At 33.4% G+C, this 16,974-nt stretch carries 14 protein-coding genes and 2 pseudogenes; 12 read left to right on the top strand and 4 right to left on the bottom strand.

From position 1 onward, the window contains the following. The first annotated feature begins 91 nt into the window (after positions 1 to 91). Positions 92 to 2,758 (top strand): TonB-dependent receptor, encoded by a 2,667-nt coding sequence (locus ABXT06_RS13985; RefSeq protein WP_354591297.1) that lies wholly within the window; start codon positions 92 to 94, stop codon positions 2,756 to 2,758. Positions 2,759 to 2,944: 186 nt separating this feature from the next. Here ABXT06_RS13985 and ABXT06_RS13980 read toward each other — a convergent pair whose 3' ends face one another. After that, positions 2,945 to 3,976: a hypothetical protein gene (locus ABXT06_RS13980; RefSeq protein ID WP_354591296.1), complete on the bottom strand. Its 1,032-nt coding sequence runs from the start codon at positions 3,974 to 3,976 to the stop codon at positions 2,945 to 2,947. Positions 3,977 to 4,276: 300 nt separating this feature from the next. Next, entirely contained in the window at positions 4,277 to 4,627 is a 351-nt protein-coding gene (locus tag ABXT06_RS13975; protein WP_111366760.1) for a 4Fe-4S dicluster domain-containing protein, read from the bottom strand. Positions 4,628 to 4,819: 192 nt separating this feature from the next. Here ABXT06_RS13975 and ABXT06_RS13970 point away from each other — a divergent pair, with 192 nt between their 5' ends. The 6 genes from ABXT06_RS13970 to ABXT06_RS13945 all read left to right on the top strand — a co-directional run bounded on the left by ABXT06_RS13970 (position 4,820) and on the right by ABXT06_RS13945 (position 9,761). Further along, complete coding sequence (locus tag ABXT06_RS13970; protein WP_354591295.1) at positions 4,820 to 5,893, top strand: acyl-CoA reductase; 1,074 nt, start codon at positions 4,820 to 4,822, stop codon at positions 5,891 to 5,893. A 93-nt stretch (positions 5,894 to 5,986) separates the two neighbouring features. Next, entirely contained in the window at positions 5,987 to 7,057 is a 1,071-nt protein-coding gene (serC, locus tag ABXT06_RS13965) for a 3-phosphoserine/phosphohydroxythreonine transaminase (RefSeq protein ID WP_354591294.1), read from the top strand. 149 nt (positions 7,058 to 7,206) lie between these two features. Next, complete coding sequence (locus tag ABXT06_RS13960; protein WP_354591293.1) at positions 7,207 to 8,157, top strand: D-2-hydroxyacid dehydrogenase; 951 nt, start codon at positions 7,207 to 7,209, stop codon at positions 8,155 to 8,157. A gap of 102 nt (positions 8,158 to 8,259) precedes the next feature. After that, entirely contained in the window at positions 8,260 to 8,823 is a 564-nt protein-coding gene (locus tag ABXT06_RS13955) for a DUF937 domain-containing protein (protein ID WP_129748632.1), read from the top strand. Between the two features lie 169 nt (positions 8,824 to 8,992). After that, positions 8,993 to 9,427 (top strand): DUF6146 family protein, encoded by a 435-nt coding sequence (locus ABXT06_RS13950; RefSeq protein ID WP_354591292.1) that lies wholly within the window; start codon positions 8,993 to 8,995, stop codon positions 9,425 to 9,427. 31 nt (positions 9,428 to 9,458) lie between these two features. Further along, complete coding sequence (locus tag ABXT06_RS13945; RefSeq protein WP_354591291.1) at positions 9,459 to 9,761, top strand: DUF6787 family protein; 303 nt, start codon at positions 9,459 to 9,461, stop codon at positions 9,759 to 9,761. Here ABXT06_RS13945 and ABXT06_RS13940 read toward each other — a convergent pair. Beyond that, the gene (locus ABXT06_RS13940; protein WP_354591290.1) at positions 9,758 to 10,054 is read right to left on the bottom strand and encodes a hypothetical protein; all 297 of its coding nucleotides are present in this window, start codon (positions 10,052 to 10,054) and stop codon (positions 9,758 to 9,760) included. The two genes, ABXT06_RS13945 and ABXT06_RS13940, sit on opposite strands and share 4 nt — an antisense overlap. A gap of 222 nt (positions 10,055 to 10,276) precedes the next feature. Between ABXT06_RS13940 and ABXT06_RS13935 the strand changes: the two are divergent. The 4 genes and pseudogenes from ABXT06_RS13935 to ABXT06_RS13920 all read left to right on the top strand — a co-directional run. Next, positions 10,277 to 10,489: pseudogene (locus ABXT06_RS13935) on the top strand (ATP-binding cassette domain-containing protein); the annotation flags it as partial. 216 nt (positions 10,490 to 10,705) lie between these two features. Continuing rightward, positions 10,706 to 11,155: pseudogene (locus ABXT06_RS13930) on the top strand (ABC transporter ATP-binding protein); the annotation flags it as partial. A 121-nt stretch (positions 11,156 to 11,276) separates the two neighbouring features. Then, positions 11,277 to 12,041 carry a TIGR02757 family protein gene (locus tag ABXT06_RS13925; protein WP_354591289.1) on the top strand — a complete coding sequence of 255 codons (765 nt, stop codon included), beginning with the start codon at positions 11,277 to 11,279 and terminating at the stop codon, positions 12,039 to 12,041. 102 nt (positions 12,042 to 12,143) lie between these two features. Beyond that, complete coding sequence (locus ABXT06_RS13920; protein ID WP_354591288.1) at positions 12,144 to 13,490, top strand: DEAD/DEAH box helicase; 1,347 nt, start codon at positions 12,144 to 12,146, stop codon at positions 13,488 to 13,490. Positions 13,491 to 13,606: 116 nt separating this feature from the next. Here ABXT06_RS13920 and ABXT06_RS13915 read toward each other — a convergent pair whose 3' ends face one another. Beyond that, positions 13,607 to 14,719, bottom strand: coding sequence for a lactonase family protein (locus ABXT06_RS13915; RefSeq protein WP_354591287.1), 1,113 nt, complete (start codon positions 14,717 to 14,719; stop codon positions 13,607 to 13,609). Between the two features lie 250 nt (positions 14,720 to 14,969). Between ABXT06_RS13915 and ABXT06_RS13910 the strand changes: the two genes are divergently transcribed. Further along, positions 14,970 to 16,898: a BatA domain-containing protein gene (locus tag ABXT06_RS13910; protein ID WP_354591286.1), complete on the top strand. Its 1,929-nt coding sequence runs from the start codon at positions 14,970 to 14,972 to the stop codon at positions 16,896 to 16,898. Positions 16,899 to 16,974 lie beyond the last annotated feature (76 nt).

Genomic DNA, 16,974 nt, shown 5'->3' with positions numbered 1-16,974 from the left:
TGAAATTTTTAAACATTTTATTAAATTTTTGTTAAAAAACATTACTTTTATAAAACTAATCAACAAAAAACAAACCAATAAACCAACAACTATGAGAAAGATTGCATTATTATTATTTCTGCTGAATTCAGCATTTCTTTTTGCCCAAAAAGAGGTCTCGGGTCTTGTAAAAGATAAAACTGGAAATCCTCTTCCAGGAGTTAATATTCTCGAAAAAGGAACTTCTAATGGTGTCTCTACCGATTTTGAGGGAAGCTTTAGAATAAAAGTTAAAGAAGGCGCAACATTGGTTTTCAGCTATGTAGGATTTACAACAGTTGAAAAAACAGCTTCTGGAGATAAAATAAATGTTACTTTAAGCGAAAATGATGGCCAGGTTTTAAATGACGTTGTAGTCGTTGGTTCCAGAAATGCAAAACGTACGGTTGTAAATTCGGCAGTTCCTATTGATGTAATCAATGTAAAAGATGTTACGACGCAAAGTGGAAAAATTGAAATCAATCAGTTATTGCAGTATGTAGCTCCTTCATTTAATGCCAATAAACAATCGGGATCTGATGGTGCCGACCACGTAGATCCTGCTTCTTTGAGAGGTATGGGACCTGATCAGACTTTGGTTTTGATTAACGGAAAAAGAAGACATCAATCTTCTTTAATCAATTTATTTGGAACTCGCGGACGCGGAAACACAGGAACAGATTTAAATGCCATTCCTGCTGCCTCTATCAAAAGAATTGAGATTTTGCGTGATGGTGCTTCTGCTCAATATGGTTCCGATGCCATTGCCGGAGTTATCAATATTGTAACCAATGATAATATTGATGAATTAACTGGTTCTGTTACGTATGGCGTTTTTAACACAAATGCAAAAGGAGATTTCTTGCCAGGAACTCCAAATACAAAAGGATTCAGATTAGATCAAAATGGAAATGGAAATTCATACGGTAAAGATCAGGATTTTGACGGAGGTTCTGTTAGAGTTGCTGCAAACTATGGAACCGGAATTGGCTCTAAAGGCGGTTATGTAAATGTTACAGGTGAATTCTTAAGCAAAAACAAAACACTAAGACCTGCTTACGATTTTAGAAAAGGTTTTGGAGATGCTGAAATGACAGGCGTTAACTTGTTTGCCAATTTAGCAATTCCTATTTCTGATAAAACCGAATTTTATGCTTTTGGCGGAAGCAATTTCAGAGACACAGATGCCTATGCTTTTACCAGAAATGATGGCGAAAGAGTTGTAGAATCTGTTTATCCAGGCGGATATACTCCAAGAATTACGTCTAAAATTAATGATAATTCCATCGCAGCAGGAATTAGAACTGAATCTTCTGGCGGATGGAAATTTGATTTGAGCAATACTTTTGGTAAAAACAAATTCCAATACGACATTAAAGGAACTATAAATGCTTCACTAGAAGAAAAATCTCCTCACGAGTTTGATGCTGGTGGCCATAGTTTGCTTCAAAACACTACGAATTTTGATATTTCTAAAAATTATGGAGATGTTTTAAAAGGTTTAAATATTGCTTTTGGAGCAGAATTTAGAGTGGAACAATTTGAAATTTTTGCTGGTGAAGAAGGTTCATACGCAACTTATGATACAAACGGAAAACCTATTACCGATCCAACAACGCAAAGCGCACCAACTGTTCCAAATCCTGATTATGACCCAACAGATCCGGAATCTTCACCAACAATTCCACGACCAGGAGGTTCACAAGGTTTCCCAGGATATAGCCCTGCAAACGAAGTCAATAAAGACAGAACCAATTTTTCTCTTTATACTGATGCTGAATTAGATGTTACAGAAGCTTGGATGGTTAGTGGTGCTTTACGTTTTGAAAATTACAGCGATTTTGGAAGCACACTAAACGGAAAATTAGCATCGAGACTTAAAATTACAGATCATATCAACGCTAGAGGATCCATAAGTACTGGTTTCCGCGCGCCATCCTTAGCCCAAATTTATTATAATTTACGTTTTACCAACTTTAATGCAAGCGGAGCAACAGAAGTTTTACTAGCTCCAAACGATAGTCCAGTTACAAGAGCGTTTGGAATTGAGAAATTAAATGAAGAAAAAGCGGTAAATGCTTCGTTAGGATTTACAGCTTCATTTGGTGATTTTACAGCTACAATTGACGGATATTATATTCAGGTAAAAGACCGTATCGTTTTGACAGGATATTTTGATGCAAGCGCTTTAAATCTAGGCGTTTCTGAAGCTCAATTTTTTGTGAATGGTGTTGACACAAGCACACATGGTTTAGACTTGGTTTTTTCTTGGAAAAAGGCATTTGATTTCGGTCAGTTTGGTGCAACTTTAGTTGGAAACATTAATGATATGAAAATCGACAAAGTAAAAAACGGCACTCTTGACGAATCTATTTTCTTCGGAAAACGTGAAAAAGCTTTTTTACTGGCTTCAGCTCCAGATAATAAATTTGGTTTAAACCTTACTTACGCAAAAAACAAATTTGATGCTGGTTTAGCTTTTACTCGTTTCAGCAAAGTAGTTTTGGTTGATTATGCTGACGAAGATGATGTCTACAATCCGAGATTGATTACAGATTTAACGTTTGGACATCAGTTTACCAAAAGCTTAAAACTAACTCTAGGTAGCAACAACTTATTTAATGTTTATCCAACTAAACAAGACGAGCAAGGAAATACAGAAGCTGGAGGTTATTGGGATGCTGTACAAATGGGTTTCAGCGGAGCTTATTACTACGCAAGACTTGGATTTAATTTTTAAGAAAGAGCTTCGACTCCGCTCAGCCTGACAATTAAATGAGTTATTTTTTGTCGTCCTGAGCGAAGTCGAAGGACACGAAAGAAACTCTACAAAGCACATCACAAATCATAATGGGCTTCAGTTTTGCTAAGTAACGAAACAAAAAATCCTGAACTAATGTTCAGGATTTTTTGTTTCTATTTATAATTACAATTTAAATTCTAAAGATGCAATGATTGCTTTTTCCTCATCGGTTGCTGTAAATCCTGAAATGTCCCAGTAATTCGTCAGGATTTTGTTTTTCTTATTAAAAAGTGATTTTTCTTTAAAAACATCACTTTCGTTATAAGTGAAATTTTGTTTATTGAAACCTGTAGTTACAAAACTATTTCTTACTTGAATATTTTTAGTTTTATCTTTTAAAACAACATTATAACCAATTTCTTCATTAGAACTCAATAAATAATAATCGGTTCCATCCCATCTGTAATTTATTTTTACAAACGATTTTGTGATGTTTTTTTCACCTTCCTTTGTCTTCTCTTCCACTTTATCAAGAGTTGCAGGAGTAACAGAAATAGTATATTCTACAATAATTTTTTTCAGAGGATCGTAAATGATTTCGAAATTATCAATTGCTTCTTTGGCTTTATCCAAAGGAACAACTGACATTACGTAGTAATCTTTGTTTTTAGAATGTCCTTTGGTTGTAAAATCATATTCCTTTTTTGCTTTTGGAGTCAATAAAGGTTCTAAATATTTAAAATTCAAATAATTCTCCATTATATCATTCAAATTATATCCTTTTAAATCAGCACTTACATCTGCTTCTAATAATCCGTAGGAACGATTTTGCTCAACCAGTAAAGTGGTTGCATTATTATTTTTATCAAATTGAAAATTTACCAATCCATCATTATAATACGTATACTGATTATCGAGCATAAAAAACTCTCTCACATATACTTTCTGTCTATGGGAGATGCTAATTTTCTTTGTAGAATTGTTAACCAATTTCTGAAGTGTTTTTTCTGGAGATTCCTTAGACAAAACTACTTCATCTAATTTATTGTTTTTACTCTTTAAATAAATAACAAATTTTTGATCTCCATTTAAAGAGGTCCAGCGTACAGACAAATCTTCATAGTTAGTCTCAGAAACCTGAACATTAGAGCCACCAGTCAGCATAAAAGTAACTTTCCCTTCTTCATTGCTCAATAAAATCTGCTGGGTTTTCATTATTTTGACGGTAGCATTTTGTATTGGCTCCAAGGTTTCTATATCCTTAACAATAATAGAATACTCTTCGCTTTGTGCAAAAACACTTATGCAACTGAGGAAAACAACAAATAAAAGTAGCAATTTCTTCATAGGCATTGTAATTTTTCAACTAAAATATTGTTTTTCTAACAATTACGCAATAGCCTAAAAATAAAACATTCGCTATCAAGAAAGTAAGGTTTACAAATACCTGAAATCAGGGTAAAAAAAATCCTGAGTTTTTCAACTCAGGATCCTATACAATTTCAAGAACTATTTTTACTCGTTATGTAAAAAAGCTTGTCTTTCTAATAAAGTTTCTTCGTCTTCAACGTGATTATCATCAGGTACACAACAGTCAACAGGACAAACAGCAGCACATTGTGGCTCATCATGGAAACCTTTACATTCTGTACATTTTCCGGGTACAATATAATAGATTTCATCAGAAATTGGAGTTTGCGCGTCATCAGCGTCAACTTCAGTTCCGTCAGGTAAAACTATTTTTCCAGAAAGACTAGTTCCGTCTTTATATCTCCAATCATCTGCTCCTTCATATATTGCTGTATTTGGGCACTCTGGTTCGCAAGCCCCACAATTGATGCATTCGTCAGTTATAATAATTGCCATCTTTTTTAGTCTTAAAGTTTAAAAGTCATAAAGTCTAAAGCCATAAAATCTGTCATAAAGTTTGAAAGTATTAAAGTAAAAGTATTAAAGTCTTTTCAACTTTGGTCTTTCAACTTTTGACTTTTGTCTTTCGACTTAATTATGCTTATTTTTGTGCAAAATTACAATCAAAACAATTCATAAACAAACATTATGACATTAGAAACAAAAAAAAGTGTTTTTGTTGAATTAGGAAAATTTTTAAGTCAGTTTTCTGAAGACGCTTCTGCGCAAAAATCTGACGTTTTATATAATGATATCTTTTTTGATGATTTCAACAACCTGATTCATTTATCACAATCTCATAATGGATGGTACACTCCAGAGCAAGTTTATTTCTCTATACAATCTTGGGCTGAAGCTTTGACAAAAGAAAACATTGACAAATGGCTTTCGGCTTATTCCTTCGACTCCGCTCAGGATGACAAAAATGGAAAAACTGTTGCTTTGATTTTAGCTGGAAATATTCCATTAGTGGGTTTTCATGATTTTTTATCGGTTTTAATTACAGGAAACAAAGCTTTAATCAAAACTTCATCAAACGATCAGCATTTATTGCCATTTTTAGCTAAATATTTAATTGCTGTTGATGAAAATTTGAAAGAAAGCATCACTTTCGTGGAAGGAAAACTGGAAAATTTTGATGCTGTAATTGCTACTGGAAGCAATAATACTTCTCGCTATTTTGAATATTATTTTAAAGATAAACCATCAATTATTCGCAAAAACAGAAATTCGGCTGCGATTTTAACCGGAAAAGAAACCAATGAAGATCTAGAAGCACTTGGTGAAGATATTTTTAGATATTTTGGTTTAGGATGCCGAAATGTTTCTAAACTTTTTATTCCGAAAGACTATTCTTTTGAACCGTTTTTTCAAGCAATGTTCAAATATCAAGATGTTATTCATTATGAAAAATACGCTAATAATTATGATTATAATAAAGCGGTATTTTTAATGAGCAATTTCAAATTATTAGACAACGGATTTTTGACTTTAAAAGAAGATTCAAGTTACGCCTCACCTATTTCAAGTGTTTTTTATGAGTATTATGAAAACCTTGAAGAACTGCAAAAACGCCTTCAGGAAGACACAGATCAAATTCAATGCATTGTTAGCAGCAATTTAACGACAAATAGCATTGCATTTGGCGAAACGCAAAAACCGCAATTGTGGGATTACGCAGACAATGTCGATACTATAACGTTTTTGTTAACAACAAAGTAATAAATTGTTTAATTATTTCGAATATTTTAACGCTTTTTCGGCTCTTATTGCCGAAATTTGCGTCTTTAAAATTTTCGACTATTAACAACAACCATGAAAAAACACAACTACAGCGCAGGACCAAGTATTTTACCTCAGGAAGTTTTTGAGAAGGCATCTAAAGCAATTTTAAATTTTAATGATTCAGGATTATCTATTCTTGAAATCTCGCACCGAAGCAAAGATTTCGTTGCAGTTATGGAGGAAGCTCGTTCCCTTGCTTTAGAATTATTAGGACTTCAAGGAAAAGGTTATCAGGCTTTATTTTTACAAGGTGGTGCCAGCACAGCATTCTTAATGGCTCCATACAACTTAATGAAAGAAAACGGAAAAGCGGCTTATCTAGATTCTGGGACGTGGGCAACTGCGGCGATTAAAGAAGCTAAACTTTTCGGTGAGACTGTTGTCGTAGCTTCTTCAAAAGAAGACAATTATACTTATGTTCCAAAAGGTTACGAAATTCCAGCTGATGCTGATTATTTTCACTGCACAAGTAACAATACCATCTTTGGAACTCAAATGAAAGAATTCCCATCAACAAATGTTCCTGTTGTATGCGATATGAGTTCTGATATTTTCTCACGCGAATTAGATTTTTCTAAATTCGATTTAATCTATGCTGGAGCTCAAAAAAATATGGGACCTGCAGGAACTACACTAGTAGTAGTTAAAGAAGAAATCTTAGGCAAAAACGGAAAAACAATTCCAAGTATGCTAGATTATGCTAAACACATTAAAGGCGAAAGTATGTACAATACTCCACCTGTATTTGCTGTTTACGTTTCTCTTTTAACTTTACAATGGATTAAAGAAAAAGGCGGAATCGCTGCTGTTGAGAAATTAAACAACGCTAAAGCAGAATTGCTTTACGCTGAGATCGACAGAAACCCATTGTTTAAAGGTGCTGCTGCAGTAGAAGATCGTTCAAACATGAACGTAACTTTCTTATTGAACAATCCTGAACATACTGAAACTTTTGATGCTTTATGGAAAGCTGCAAATATTTCTGGATTGCCAGGACACCGTTCTGTTGGTGGTTATAGAGCTTCTATCTACAACGCTATGCCAATTGAAAGCGTTCAGGTTTTGGTTGACGTAATGAAAGCATTGGAATCTAAAGTTTAATCTTTTTTTTCGGTTAATCGTTAATTTGTTTAACTGTTTAATCGTCAAAAAATACTTGCTTTAAAAATATCAAAAAAGAAAAATCAAATAGATTGGCTGATCGATTAAACGGTTAATCGATTAAACCAAATAAAAAAATAAACCCTGCAATGAAAGTATTAGCAAATGATGGAATTTCTAAAAGCGGAATTCTAGCCTTAGAAAAAGGCGGTTTTGAAGTTATCACTACAAAAGTAGCTCAAGAACAAGTGGCTAACTATATAAATGATAACAACATTGACGTAATTTTGGTTCGTAGTGCAACTAAAGTTCGTAAAGATATTATCGATTCTTGTCCTGGTATCAAAATCATCGGTCGTGGTGGTGTTGGTATGGATAATATCGATGTTGATTATGCAAAAAGCAAAGGAATCCATGTAATCAATACTCCTGCTTCATCTTCTGAGTCTGTTGCAGAATTAGTATTCGGACATTTATTCTCTGGAGTACGTTTTTTACATGATTCTAACAGAAATATGCCTCTTGAAGGAGATTCAAACTTTGATGGCTTGAAAAAAGCTTACGCTAACGGAACTGAATTGAGAGGAAAAACTTTAGGTATTGTTGGTATTGGTCGTATCGGACAAGCTACTGCAAAAATGGCTCTTGGTCTTGGAATGAAAGTTATCGCTGCAGATAGCTTTATTCCTGAAGTTGATGTAAAAGTTGAATTCTTCGACGGACAGTCAATCACAACTAAAATCGTTTCTCAGTCTTTAGAATCTTTATTTAAAGAAGCAGATCTCATCACTTTACACGTTCCTGCTCAGGATGGTTACATCATTGGAGAGAAAGAACTTGAAATCATGAAAGATGGTGTTGGAATCGTAAACTGCGCTCGTGGTGGTGTTATTGATGAAGTAGCTTTAGTAAAAGCTTTAGATTCAGGAAAAGTTGCTTTTGCTGGTTTAGACGTTTTCGAAAGCGAACCAAAACCAGAAATGGCAATCTTAATGCACTCTAAGATTTCATTAACTCCTCACATTGGAGCTGCTACAGGAGAAGCACAAGATAGAATTGGTACAGAACTAGCTTCTCAAATTATTACTTTGTTAAGCTAATTAACTATAATTAAATTACTTGCAAGGGATTTATTAACACAGTTTAATAAATCCCTTTCTTTTTTTGTTTAAATTTGATTTGTAATCTAAACCCTAAATATCATGTTTGAACAATTAACCCAATTAGTACAGCAATATGGAGGCGATGCTGTTGTAAACAATAACGCTGTCCCAAATGAACATAATGACGCCGTAATAAGCGAAACAAGCAGTTCTATTTTTGAAGGATTAAAAAAGATTGTTTCTGAAGGAAACACAGATCAGATTGCAGGATTATTTAATGGAAATTCTCCAATAGACAGTTCAAATCCAGTTGTTCAGCAAATTCAACAGCAATTAAGCGGCAATCTTGGTGAAAAATTTGGTTTGAGCAGCGCAGATTCAAACGGAGTTGCTTCCAATTTGATTCCGCAGATTTTAGGCTCTTTAGTTAATAAAGCAAAAGATCCAAACGATAGCAGTTTTCAAATTTCAGATATTATAAACTCCATTTCAGGAAACAGCGGACAAGCTTCTGGAATCATGGATACCATCTCAAAATACGGAATGCAATTTGGACTTGACCAAAACAACGACGGAAAAGTTGATGTTGCAGATGTATTAGTAGTTACCAAAAGCAAAGGAGGAATCGCTGGATTTATCGGAAAGCTGTTTGGAAGCAAATAACTCTTAAGATACCAAATTATATAGGTTCAAAAAAACAAAGGCTTTTGAAGAAAAACTCTAAAAAAGGATTACAAAATTGTAATCCTTTTTTATTAGTAAGAAGTTAAACCTTTGTTACTTTGAACCTTTGCATCTCTGAACCTTAAAAAATTATCGTAACTTTATGGTCATGAAAAAATGCATTTCCATATTAATTATTTTACTTACCATTCTCGCATGTTCTACAGCTTCGAAGAATATTGCCAGCACTGATCCTGTTTCGAATAAAAAGGGAAATGATACCGTTAGAATTGCAAACGATTCATTAGAATACGAAGTTATTATTATCGACAATGGATTCTCGACTTGGCTTGCTTCTCGTGCTTATCCAAGAAACTATTATTCATTGCAATATCTTGAAAACAAAAACTACCTGTATGTAACGGAATGGAATAATCGTTTTTCACAACCACAGCGTTACAACCCAAATCTATACGAAATGTCTATTGACTACCGACCTGACATTCATTACGGCTATGAAGTAAATTACCTAATTTACAATTACATGATTTATTTCCAAAATACTTACAAACAAAAGCTTTGGGGTAACGTTCCTTTAAGATAATATACTATATTTGTAATCATTACAAATAGCAATGAACAGATTAAAAAAACGCTGGGGAATTACCTCCAATTTACAAGCCGTAATTATATTTATCGTTTTTGCCATCACAGGATCGGCATCTGCTTGGTTGTCTAAACCTTTCTGCGTTTGGGTAGGAATTACTAAAGAAGATTTTGGAAGTTGGTTTACACTTATTCGTCTTATTATTATCTTTCCAATTTATCAGGTTTTATTGGTGGCTATCGGAACTATTTTTGGGCAATTTAAATTCTTTTGGAACTTCGAAAAGAAAATGCTGAAAAATATGGGACTTGGTTTTTTATTTAAAGATTAAGCATCATTTTTCTCCTTTGAGAAGAAATAAGTGTAAATCCATGTCAAAGTAAACGAAGGAATAATATCTGTAAACGGAATAATCTCTTCTAGAAAAGTCAAAACTCCTGCAACCTTCCCTACTCTTCCTTTATACATTCTCGCCATAATTATTGCCGCAATAGGCGCCCAGACAACATCGGAGAATTCACCAAGAAACGGAATCGAGAAAGAAATCATACCAATTCCATCCAAAACCAATCCGATGATTAATTTTGACATTCTGTTATCTTCTACAACTTCTAAATCTTGCATAATATATTCACTTTTAAGTTAATCGAAATTAAAAAGAATTCCCTAAAGTAGTCTTACTTATTTATTAAATTTAATTTCCAACATTCCCATATCAATTTATATACCAATTGTTTATTTTTAAAATAGTCTCTTTCTTTTTGAAATTTGAGATTTGGAATTTAAAAATATTGGAATTTGATTATAATGATAATCTTCGTTTCTTTGTAAAAACAGTTTCAGTACATGATACACGCAAAAAACATACATAAATTCTACGACAAACTTGAAGTTCTAAAAGGAGTCGATCTACATATTAAAAAAGGTGAAATTGTTTCTATAGTTGGTGCTTCAGGTGCCGGTAAAACGACATTATTGCAGATTTTAGGAACTCTAGACAAACCAGACCATAATACAGATTCATCTTTAACTATCAACGGCAGAAATGTTTTGGAGTTACAAAACATTAAAAACGAAAGCTCAAATCAAGAAAAAGCTTTTAAAATTATTACTTGGTTAGGAGCCCTTTATTTCATTCTATTGGCAGTCTTTGTGTTGTTTTTTAGAAGTAAAATAGAAAACGACATTTTTGGCTACGGCACTTGGGCAGTAATCCTGACACCGACTTTGCTATTATTATTTTACTATAATCGCTACTTCAAAAAGAAAAGCAAACAAGACAAAGTTTTATCCGATTTTAGAAACTTAAATCTCGGATTTATTTTTCAGTTTCATCAGCTTTTGCCTGAGTTTACAGCCTTAGAAAATGTTTGTATTCCAGCTCACATTGCAGGTAAAAAAACAGCCGAAACCGAAGAAGAAGCAAAAAAACTCCTTTCATATCTAGGACTTTCGCATAGAATTAATCATAAACCTAGCGAACTTTCGGGCGGTGAACAGCAGCGTGTTGCCGTTGCAAGGGCTTTAATCAATAAACCTGATGTCATTTTTGCCGATGAGCCATCAGGAAATCTGGACACGCATTCTGCCGAAAACTTGCACCAATTGTTTTTTCAGCTTCGAGATGAGTTTGGACAGACTTTTGTTATTGTAACTCATAACGAAGAATTAGCCAATATGGCTGATAGAAAATTAGTTATGGTTGATGGTCAGATTAGTAATTAAAATAATCAGGAGCTAACTCCTGCTGTCCGCTATATCTTTTCCTGGCTAAAGAAGCCAGCAAAAGGATGCCGCTCCCATCAGGGCTAGGGCACTCCAATACATTAGAAGATTTCATTTCAACATGAACCAAAAAGAACTCAAAGAATTTCTAGACGAAAAAGTCATTCAATATAACAATCAGGATTTTATTGAAAGTGATCCTGTTCAAATTCCGCATCTTTTTACCCAAAAAGAAGATATTGAAATTGCAGGTTTTCTGAGCGCTTCTATTGCTTGGGGAAATCGCAAAATGATTATCAAGAATTCGCATAGAATGATGGAATTAATGGGCAATACGCCCTACGATTTTGTTATGTCACATTCTGATGAAGATTTGGCAAGACTTGAAACTTTTGTACATCGAACTTTCAACGGAAATGATTTTGCTGGTTTTATCAAAGGTCTAAAAAACATCTATCAAAACCACAACGGATTAGAAAATGTCTTTGCTAAAAATCAGGAAAAAGATAGTTTGCAGAAAAGCATCAGCGAATTCAAAAAAATATTTTTCGAAACAGATCATTTAGCAAGAACTCAAAAACATATTTCAGATCCGTTGAATAATTCAGCAGCGAAGAGAATCAATATGTACCTGCGCTGGATGGTGCGCCAAGATGCAAAAGGAGTCGATTTAGGAATATGGAAAACTATTTCACCATCTGTTTTGTCTTGTCCGCTTGACGTTCATTCTGGAAATGTTGCGCGCAAACTTGGAATTCTTTCGCGAAAGCAAAATGATGCAAAAGCTTTATTAGAATTAGACACCAAATTAAGGGAAATGGATGCAAAAGATCCTGTAAAATATGATTTTGCTTTGTTCGGATTAGGGGTTTTTGAAGGGTTTTAATGTTGAAAATTAAATAGTTAGACTAATAAATTACCAGATGATTTTAAGAATTTGATAAACAAACCATGAATTTAACGTACATTTGCACAAAATTTAAAGCAAATGAGCACTTTCGAAAAATTTAATCTTCCAAAATCATTACAAAAAGCAGTTGACGAATTAGGATTTGTTACGCCTACTCCTATTCAGGAAAAATCTTTTTCTGTAATCATGTCTGGACGTGATATGATGGGAATTGCACAAACCGGAACCGGTAAAACATTTGCTTATTTACTGCCTCTTTTAAAGCTTTACAAGTTTACTCATACCAATACTCCAAAAATTGTAATTCTAGTTCCAACACGTGAATTGGTTGTTCAAGTAGTTGAAGAAGTAGAAAAACTGACCACATATATGTCGGTTAAAACTCTTGGAATTTATGGAGGTGTAAACATCAATACACAAAAGAAAGCGGTTTATGAAGGTGTTGACATTTTAGTGGGAACGCCTGGTCGTACAATGGACTTAGCACTAGATGCTGTTGTTCGTTTTGACGAAACACAAAAACTGGTTATTGACGAATTTGACGAAATGCTGAATTTAGGTTTCAGACCACAACTGACTTCGCTTTTTGCGATGATGAAAACTAAACGTCAGAACATTCTATTCTCGGCAACGATGACAGACGAAGTTGATGATCTTTTAAATGATTATTTTGATTTCCCTGAAGAAGTGACGTTAGCTCCATCAGGAACTCCTCTTGAAAAAATTACTCAGATTACTTATAATGTTCCTAATTTCAACACCAAAGTAAATTTATTAAAGCATTTATTGGAGACTAATGAAAGCATGAGTCGCATTCTAGTTTTCGTAAACAACAAAAAGATTTCAGATATGCTTTTTAATCGTATTGATGAACTTTTTGAAGGACAATTTGGTATAATTCACTCCAATAAATCTCAAAACTACCGTTTGAACACAATGGCCGAATTTCAAGAAGGAAATCTTCGCGGCTTAATTACAACAGACGTTATGGCAAGAGGTTTGGATATTTCGAATATTACGCATGTAATTAACTTTGAACTTCCTGAAGAACCTGAATTGTACATGCATAGAATTGGCCGTACAGGTCGTGCAGATGCTACGGGAACAGCAATCAGTTTTGTTACTCCAAGAGAAGAAGAATTCAAAATTGCAACAGAACTTTTAATGGATCAGGAACTTGATATTGCTGATTTCCCTGAAGAAGTAGAAATTTCAGAAAAGCTTATTGAAGCTGAAAAAGATAAATTGCCAAGAAAGTTTTTAATGAAAAAAGTAAAACTAGAAGGTGATGGCGCTTTTCATGAAAAATCTAAAAAGAACAAAAAAGTTAATCTTGGTGGTCCTTCAAAAACCAAAAAGAAAACGCATGGTTCTGTCAACAGAAATATGTTGAAGACAAGAAATGAAAAGAAAAAGAAAAAATAGTTTTTTTTTTAAGTTACAAAGGTTCAAAGTCACAAAGTGACAAAGCACACAAAAGGCTCAAAAGTACAGTTTTAAACCTCTGTACCTTTGAGCCTTTGCTACTTTGAACCTTTGAACTAAATTTTCGTAAACAACAATCCCACTGGCGAACACATCTGGATTCTTCTTCCAGTATCTACAATCTTTCCTGTTGCAATATCTCTTTTAAAAATAACTATATCATTAGTATATTGATGTCCTACTAAAAGGTAATTTCCTGTTGGGTCAATTGCAAAATCTCTTGGGCCTTTTCCTAAAGTGCTTTGCTGTTCTACCAATTCTAAACTTCCTGTTTTAAGGATTTTGTATACTGAAATAGCGTTTGCATCAACACGATCTGAAACATACAAAAAGTTTCCGTCTGGCGAAAGTTTGATTGCCGCTGCTCCTGTTCCGCCTTTAAAATCTTTTGGAAGAATACTTGTTTCAGCAACTACTTTTAAACTTCCTGTTTTATCCCAGCTTAAAGTTGTTAAAGTTCCGTCTAACTCTTGAACTAAATACACGAATTTTCCGTCTTTACTGAAAGTTAGGTGTCTTGGTCCGCTACCAGGTTTGACATCAACACTTCCTTTTAAAGTCAAGATTTCATTTTTTGAAGCTGGATTGTATTTATAGATAAACACTTTATCCAAACCTAAATCATTTGACAATACAAACTTTTTGTCTGGAGAAAACATAACCATATGCACGTGCGCTTTTTCCTGACGTGCTGCATTTGGTCCTTTTCCTTCGTGTTGAATCAATTGTTGCGCTTCTGTAATGCTTCCGTCTGGATTTTTCTTAAAAACAGCAATGCTTCCACCTGAATAATTGGCCGCAATTACATTCTTATCATCATTTATCAAATGGCAAGGATCTGCTCCTAGAGCATCATTTTTATTTAAAAGATTGATTTTACCAGACTGCGAATCATAAGAAAAAGCACTTACTGTACTTTGTGTCCCGTTTTCGTTTACAGCATAAATAAATTTATTATCTGCTGAAACCGATAAATAACTTGGACTAACAACATTTTCTGAAGAACTCTTTAGTTTATAATCACCTGTAGAAGCATCAAATTCATATACATAGATTCCGTTGCTTTGGCAAGTATTGGTGTAAGTTCCAACCAGTAAGTTAAATTTATTTTGAGCTTTAACCGCGGTTAATGATAAAGCTGAAAATAACACTAAATATATTTTTTTCATAGTTTGTTTTTATTTTTTTGAATTAGCTAAAATAAGTAATAATATCTGTTTGGAGGAGCTTCTAAGTTACAAAGAAATTACAAAAGTTACATTTTTTGATAGTTTTCTTGCTTCTCAAAACATTTTGAATTTATAATTGACAATTAACAATTCATAATTCTCCTACTTATATGGTTTAATAATTTTAATTTGTATTTTTGACCTGCATCTTCGCGAAAAACAAAACGTAGTGAAGTAAATCGAAGCCAGAATGCATTTTAAACATCCCGAAATTCTATACTTTCTGTTTTTATTGATCGTTCCAATTTTGGTTCACTTATTTCAATTAAGACGATTTAAAACTTCCTATTTTACCAATGTACGCTTCTTAAAAGAACTTGCTATCCAGACTCGTAAGAGTTCTAAAATCAAAAAACGTCTTTTATTAGCTACTCGTCTATTATTGCTTGCTTGCGCCATTATTGCCTTTGCACAACCTTTTTTTGAAGCAGCCGACAGTAAGAACGCTTCAAACGAGATGTATATTGTATTGGATAATTCTTTCAGTATGCAAGCAAAAGGCAAAAAAGGAGAATTATTAAAAAGAGCGGTCCAGGAACTGCTTGAAAACACTCCAGAAAACACTCAGTTTTCATTATTAACCAACACCGAGAATTTTTGGAATACAGATATAAAATCTTCCAAAAGCGCTTTGCAAAACCTAAAATATAGCGCTTCTTCTTTTGATCTTTCTGCAATTTCAGCCAAAATAAAAGCGCATAAATCGGCTCATAAAAAAGATATTGTCATTATTACTGATGCTGTCGGTTTAAAGGAAAAAGATATTAAAAATATAGATTTCGAAGAAAAACCATATTTTATTGTTCCAGAAGCTGAACAGAAAAACAATGTCTCAATAGACAGCGTTTACATCAACCAGACTTTGGAAAACTTTTATGAAATCGGAATTGACTTATCGGCTTATGGCGAAGATTTTAAACCTGTTTCAACAGCGCTTTACAATCAAAATAAACTGATTGCCAAAACAATTGTCAATTTTGACGCGAAGAAAAAGAAAATCAATTTCACGATTCCAAAAGAAGCATTTCACGGATATGTAGCAATTGAAGACAATGGATTAACTTACGACAATAAATTGTTTTTCAGCATTTCAAAAAATAAAAAAACAAACGTTATCAGCATTGGCGAACCTCAAAAAAGCAATTTCTTATCGAGAATTTATACTTCAGTAGAATTCAATTACCATAATTACTCCATCAGCACTTTAGATTACAATAGTTTAGAAAAACAAAACACTATTATTCTAAACGAATTAGTTGATATTCCGCAAGCGTTGCAAACCACTTTAAAAGCTTTTGTTTTTAAGGGAGGAAATTTAGTTGTGATTCCGTCTGAGAAAACAGCTCTTTCTAATTTAAATGCATTGTTGGCGAATTTTGGAAAAATTCAATTCGGAAATTTAGAAACCAACAGCAAATTAATTACGAAAATCAATTTTGACCATCCTTTATTTTCGGGAGTTTTTGAAAACAAAATTTCTAATTTCCAATATCCAAAAGTAAACAGTTCGTTTGCTGTTTCTAGTTCTTATCCGGCTGTTCTCTCTTTTGAAGATCAGACTGCATTTGTAACAGCCGTTCAAAATCAAGTTGCAGGAATAACTGTTTTTACAGCACCAATTAATAGTGCAAATTCTAATTTTCAGCAATCTCCTTTAATTGTTCCTTTGTTTTATAAAATAGCTCAGAACAATCAGAAAACTGGTGTAAACGCTTTGACAATTGGAAACAATCAGCCTTATTTTGTTGATGTGTTACTGACTAAAGATGCTATTTTGGAAGTAAAAGGAAATGAAGATTCTTTTATTCCGGTTCAACAGATTTTAAACAATAAAGTAAAATTAACTTTTAATGATTTTCCAGAAACTGCTGGAAATTATGGAATTTTCGATAAAAAAGAATGGGTCGAAAATATTAGTTTTAATTACAAAAGAACCGAAAGCGATTTGAGTCAAGTAAACACCAATGTAGTTTCAGATTTCAAAACTGCCGATACGATTTCGACTATTTTTAATACGCTACAAACTGAACGAACTGACAGCCAAATTTGGAAATGGTTTGTTATCTTTGCACTGTTATTTTTAGCATTAGAAATGGCAATTATAAAATTTGTGAAATAATTTTTTCACCATTAAGACATTAAGATTATTAAGCCTTCCCTTTATGGTTTTACTTTTTAATGTCTAGAAAATTAAG

The sequence above is a fragment of the Flavobacterium sp. UW10123 genome (assembly GCF_040538975.1).
GTDB lineage: Bacteria > Bacteroidota > Bacteroidia > Flavobacteriales > Flavobacteriaceae > Flavobacterium.
Note: the sequence above shows the minus strand (reverse complement) of the source record. Positions and strands in the feature narration are given on the sequence as shown.

Bases quoted from the DNA above. Each gene is read 5' to 3' on its own strand.
- ABXT06_RS13970 (WP_354591295.1), top strand. From the start codon at position 4,820: ATGACATTAGAAACAAAAAAAAGTGTTTTTGTTGAATTAGGAAAATTT.
- ABXT06_RS13920 (WP_354591288.1), top strand. From the start codon at position 12,144: ATGAGCACTTTCGAAAAATTTAATCTTCCAAAATCATTACAAAAAGCA.
- ABXT06_RS13985 (WP_354591297.1), top strand. From the start codon at position 92: ATGAGAAAGATTGCATTATTATTATTTCTGCTGAATTCAGCATTTCTT.
- ABXT06_RS13955 (WP_129748632.1), top strand. From the start codon at position 8,260: ATGTTTGAACAATTAACCCAATTAGTACAGCAATATGGAGGCGATGCT.
- ABXT06_RS13945 (WP_354591291.1), top strand. From the start codon at position 9,459: ATGAACAGATTAAAAAAACGCTGGGGAATTACCTCCAATTTACAAGCC.
- ABXT06_RS13960 (WP_354591293.1), top strand. From the start codon at position 7,207: ATGAAAGTATTAGCAAATGATGGAATTTCTAAAAGCGGAATTCTAGCC.
- ABXT06_RS13950 (WP_354591292.1), top strand. From the start codon at position 8,993: ATGAAAAAATGCATTTCCATATTAATTATTTTACTTACCATTCTCGCA.
- ABXT06_RS13940 (WP_354591290.1), bottom strand. From the start codon at position 10,054: ATGCAAGATTTAGAAGTTGTAGAAGATAACAGAATGTCAAAATTAATC.
- ABXT06_RS13910 (WP_354591286.1), top strand. From the start codon at position 14,970: ATGCATTTTAAACATCCCGAAATTCTATACTTTCTGTTTTTATTGATC.
- ABXT06_RS13925 (WP_354591289.1), top strand. From the start codon at position 11,277: ATGAACCAAAAAGAACTCAAAGAATTTCTAGACGAAAAAGTCATTCAA.
- ABXT06_RS13975 (WP_111366760.1), bottom strand. From the start codon at position 4,627: ATGGCAATTATTATAACTGACGAATGCATCAATTGTGGGGCTTGCGAA.
- ABXT06_RS13980 (WP_354591296.1), bottom strand. From the start codon at position 3,976: ATGAAAACCCAGCAGATTTTATTGAGCAATGAAGAAGGGAAAGTTACT.
- serC (WP_354591294.1), top strand. From the start codon at position 5,987: ATGAAAAAACACAACTACAGCGCAGGACCAAGTATTTTACCTCAGGAA.
- ABXT06_RS13915 (WP_354591287.1), bottom strand. From the start codon at position 14,719: ATGAAAAAAATATATTTAGTGTTATTTTCAGCTTTATCATTAACCGCG.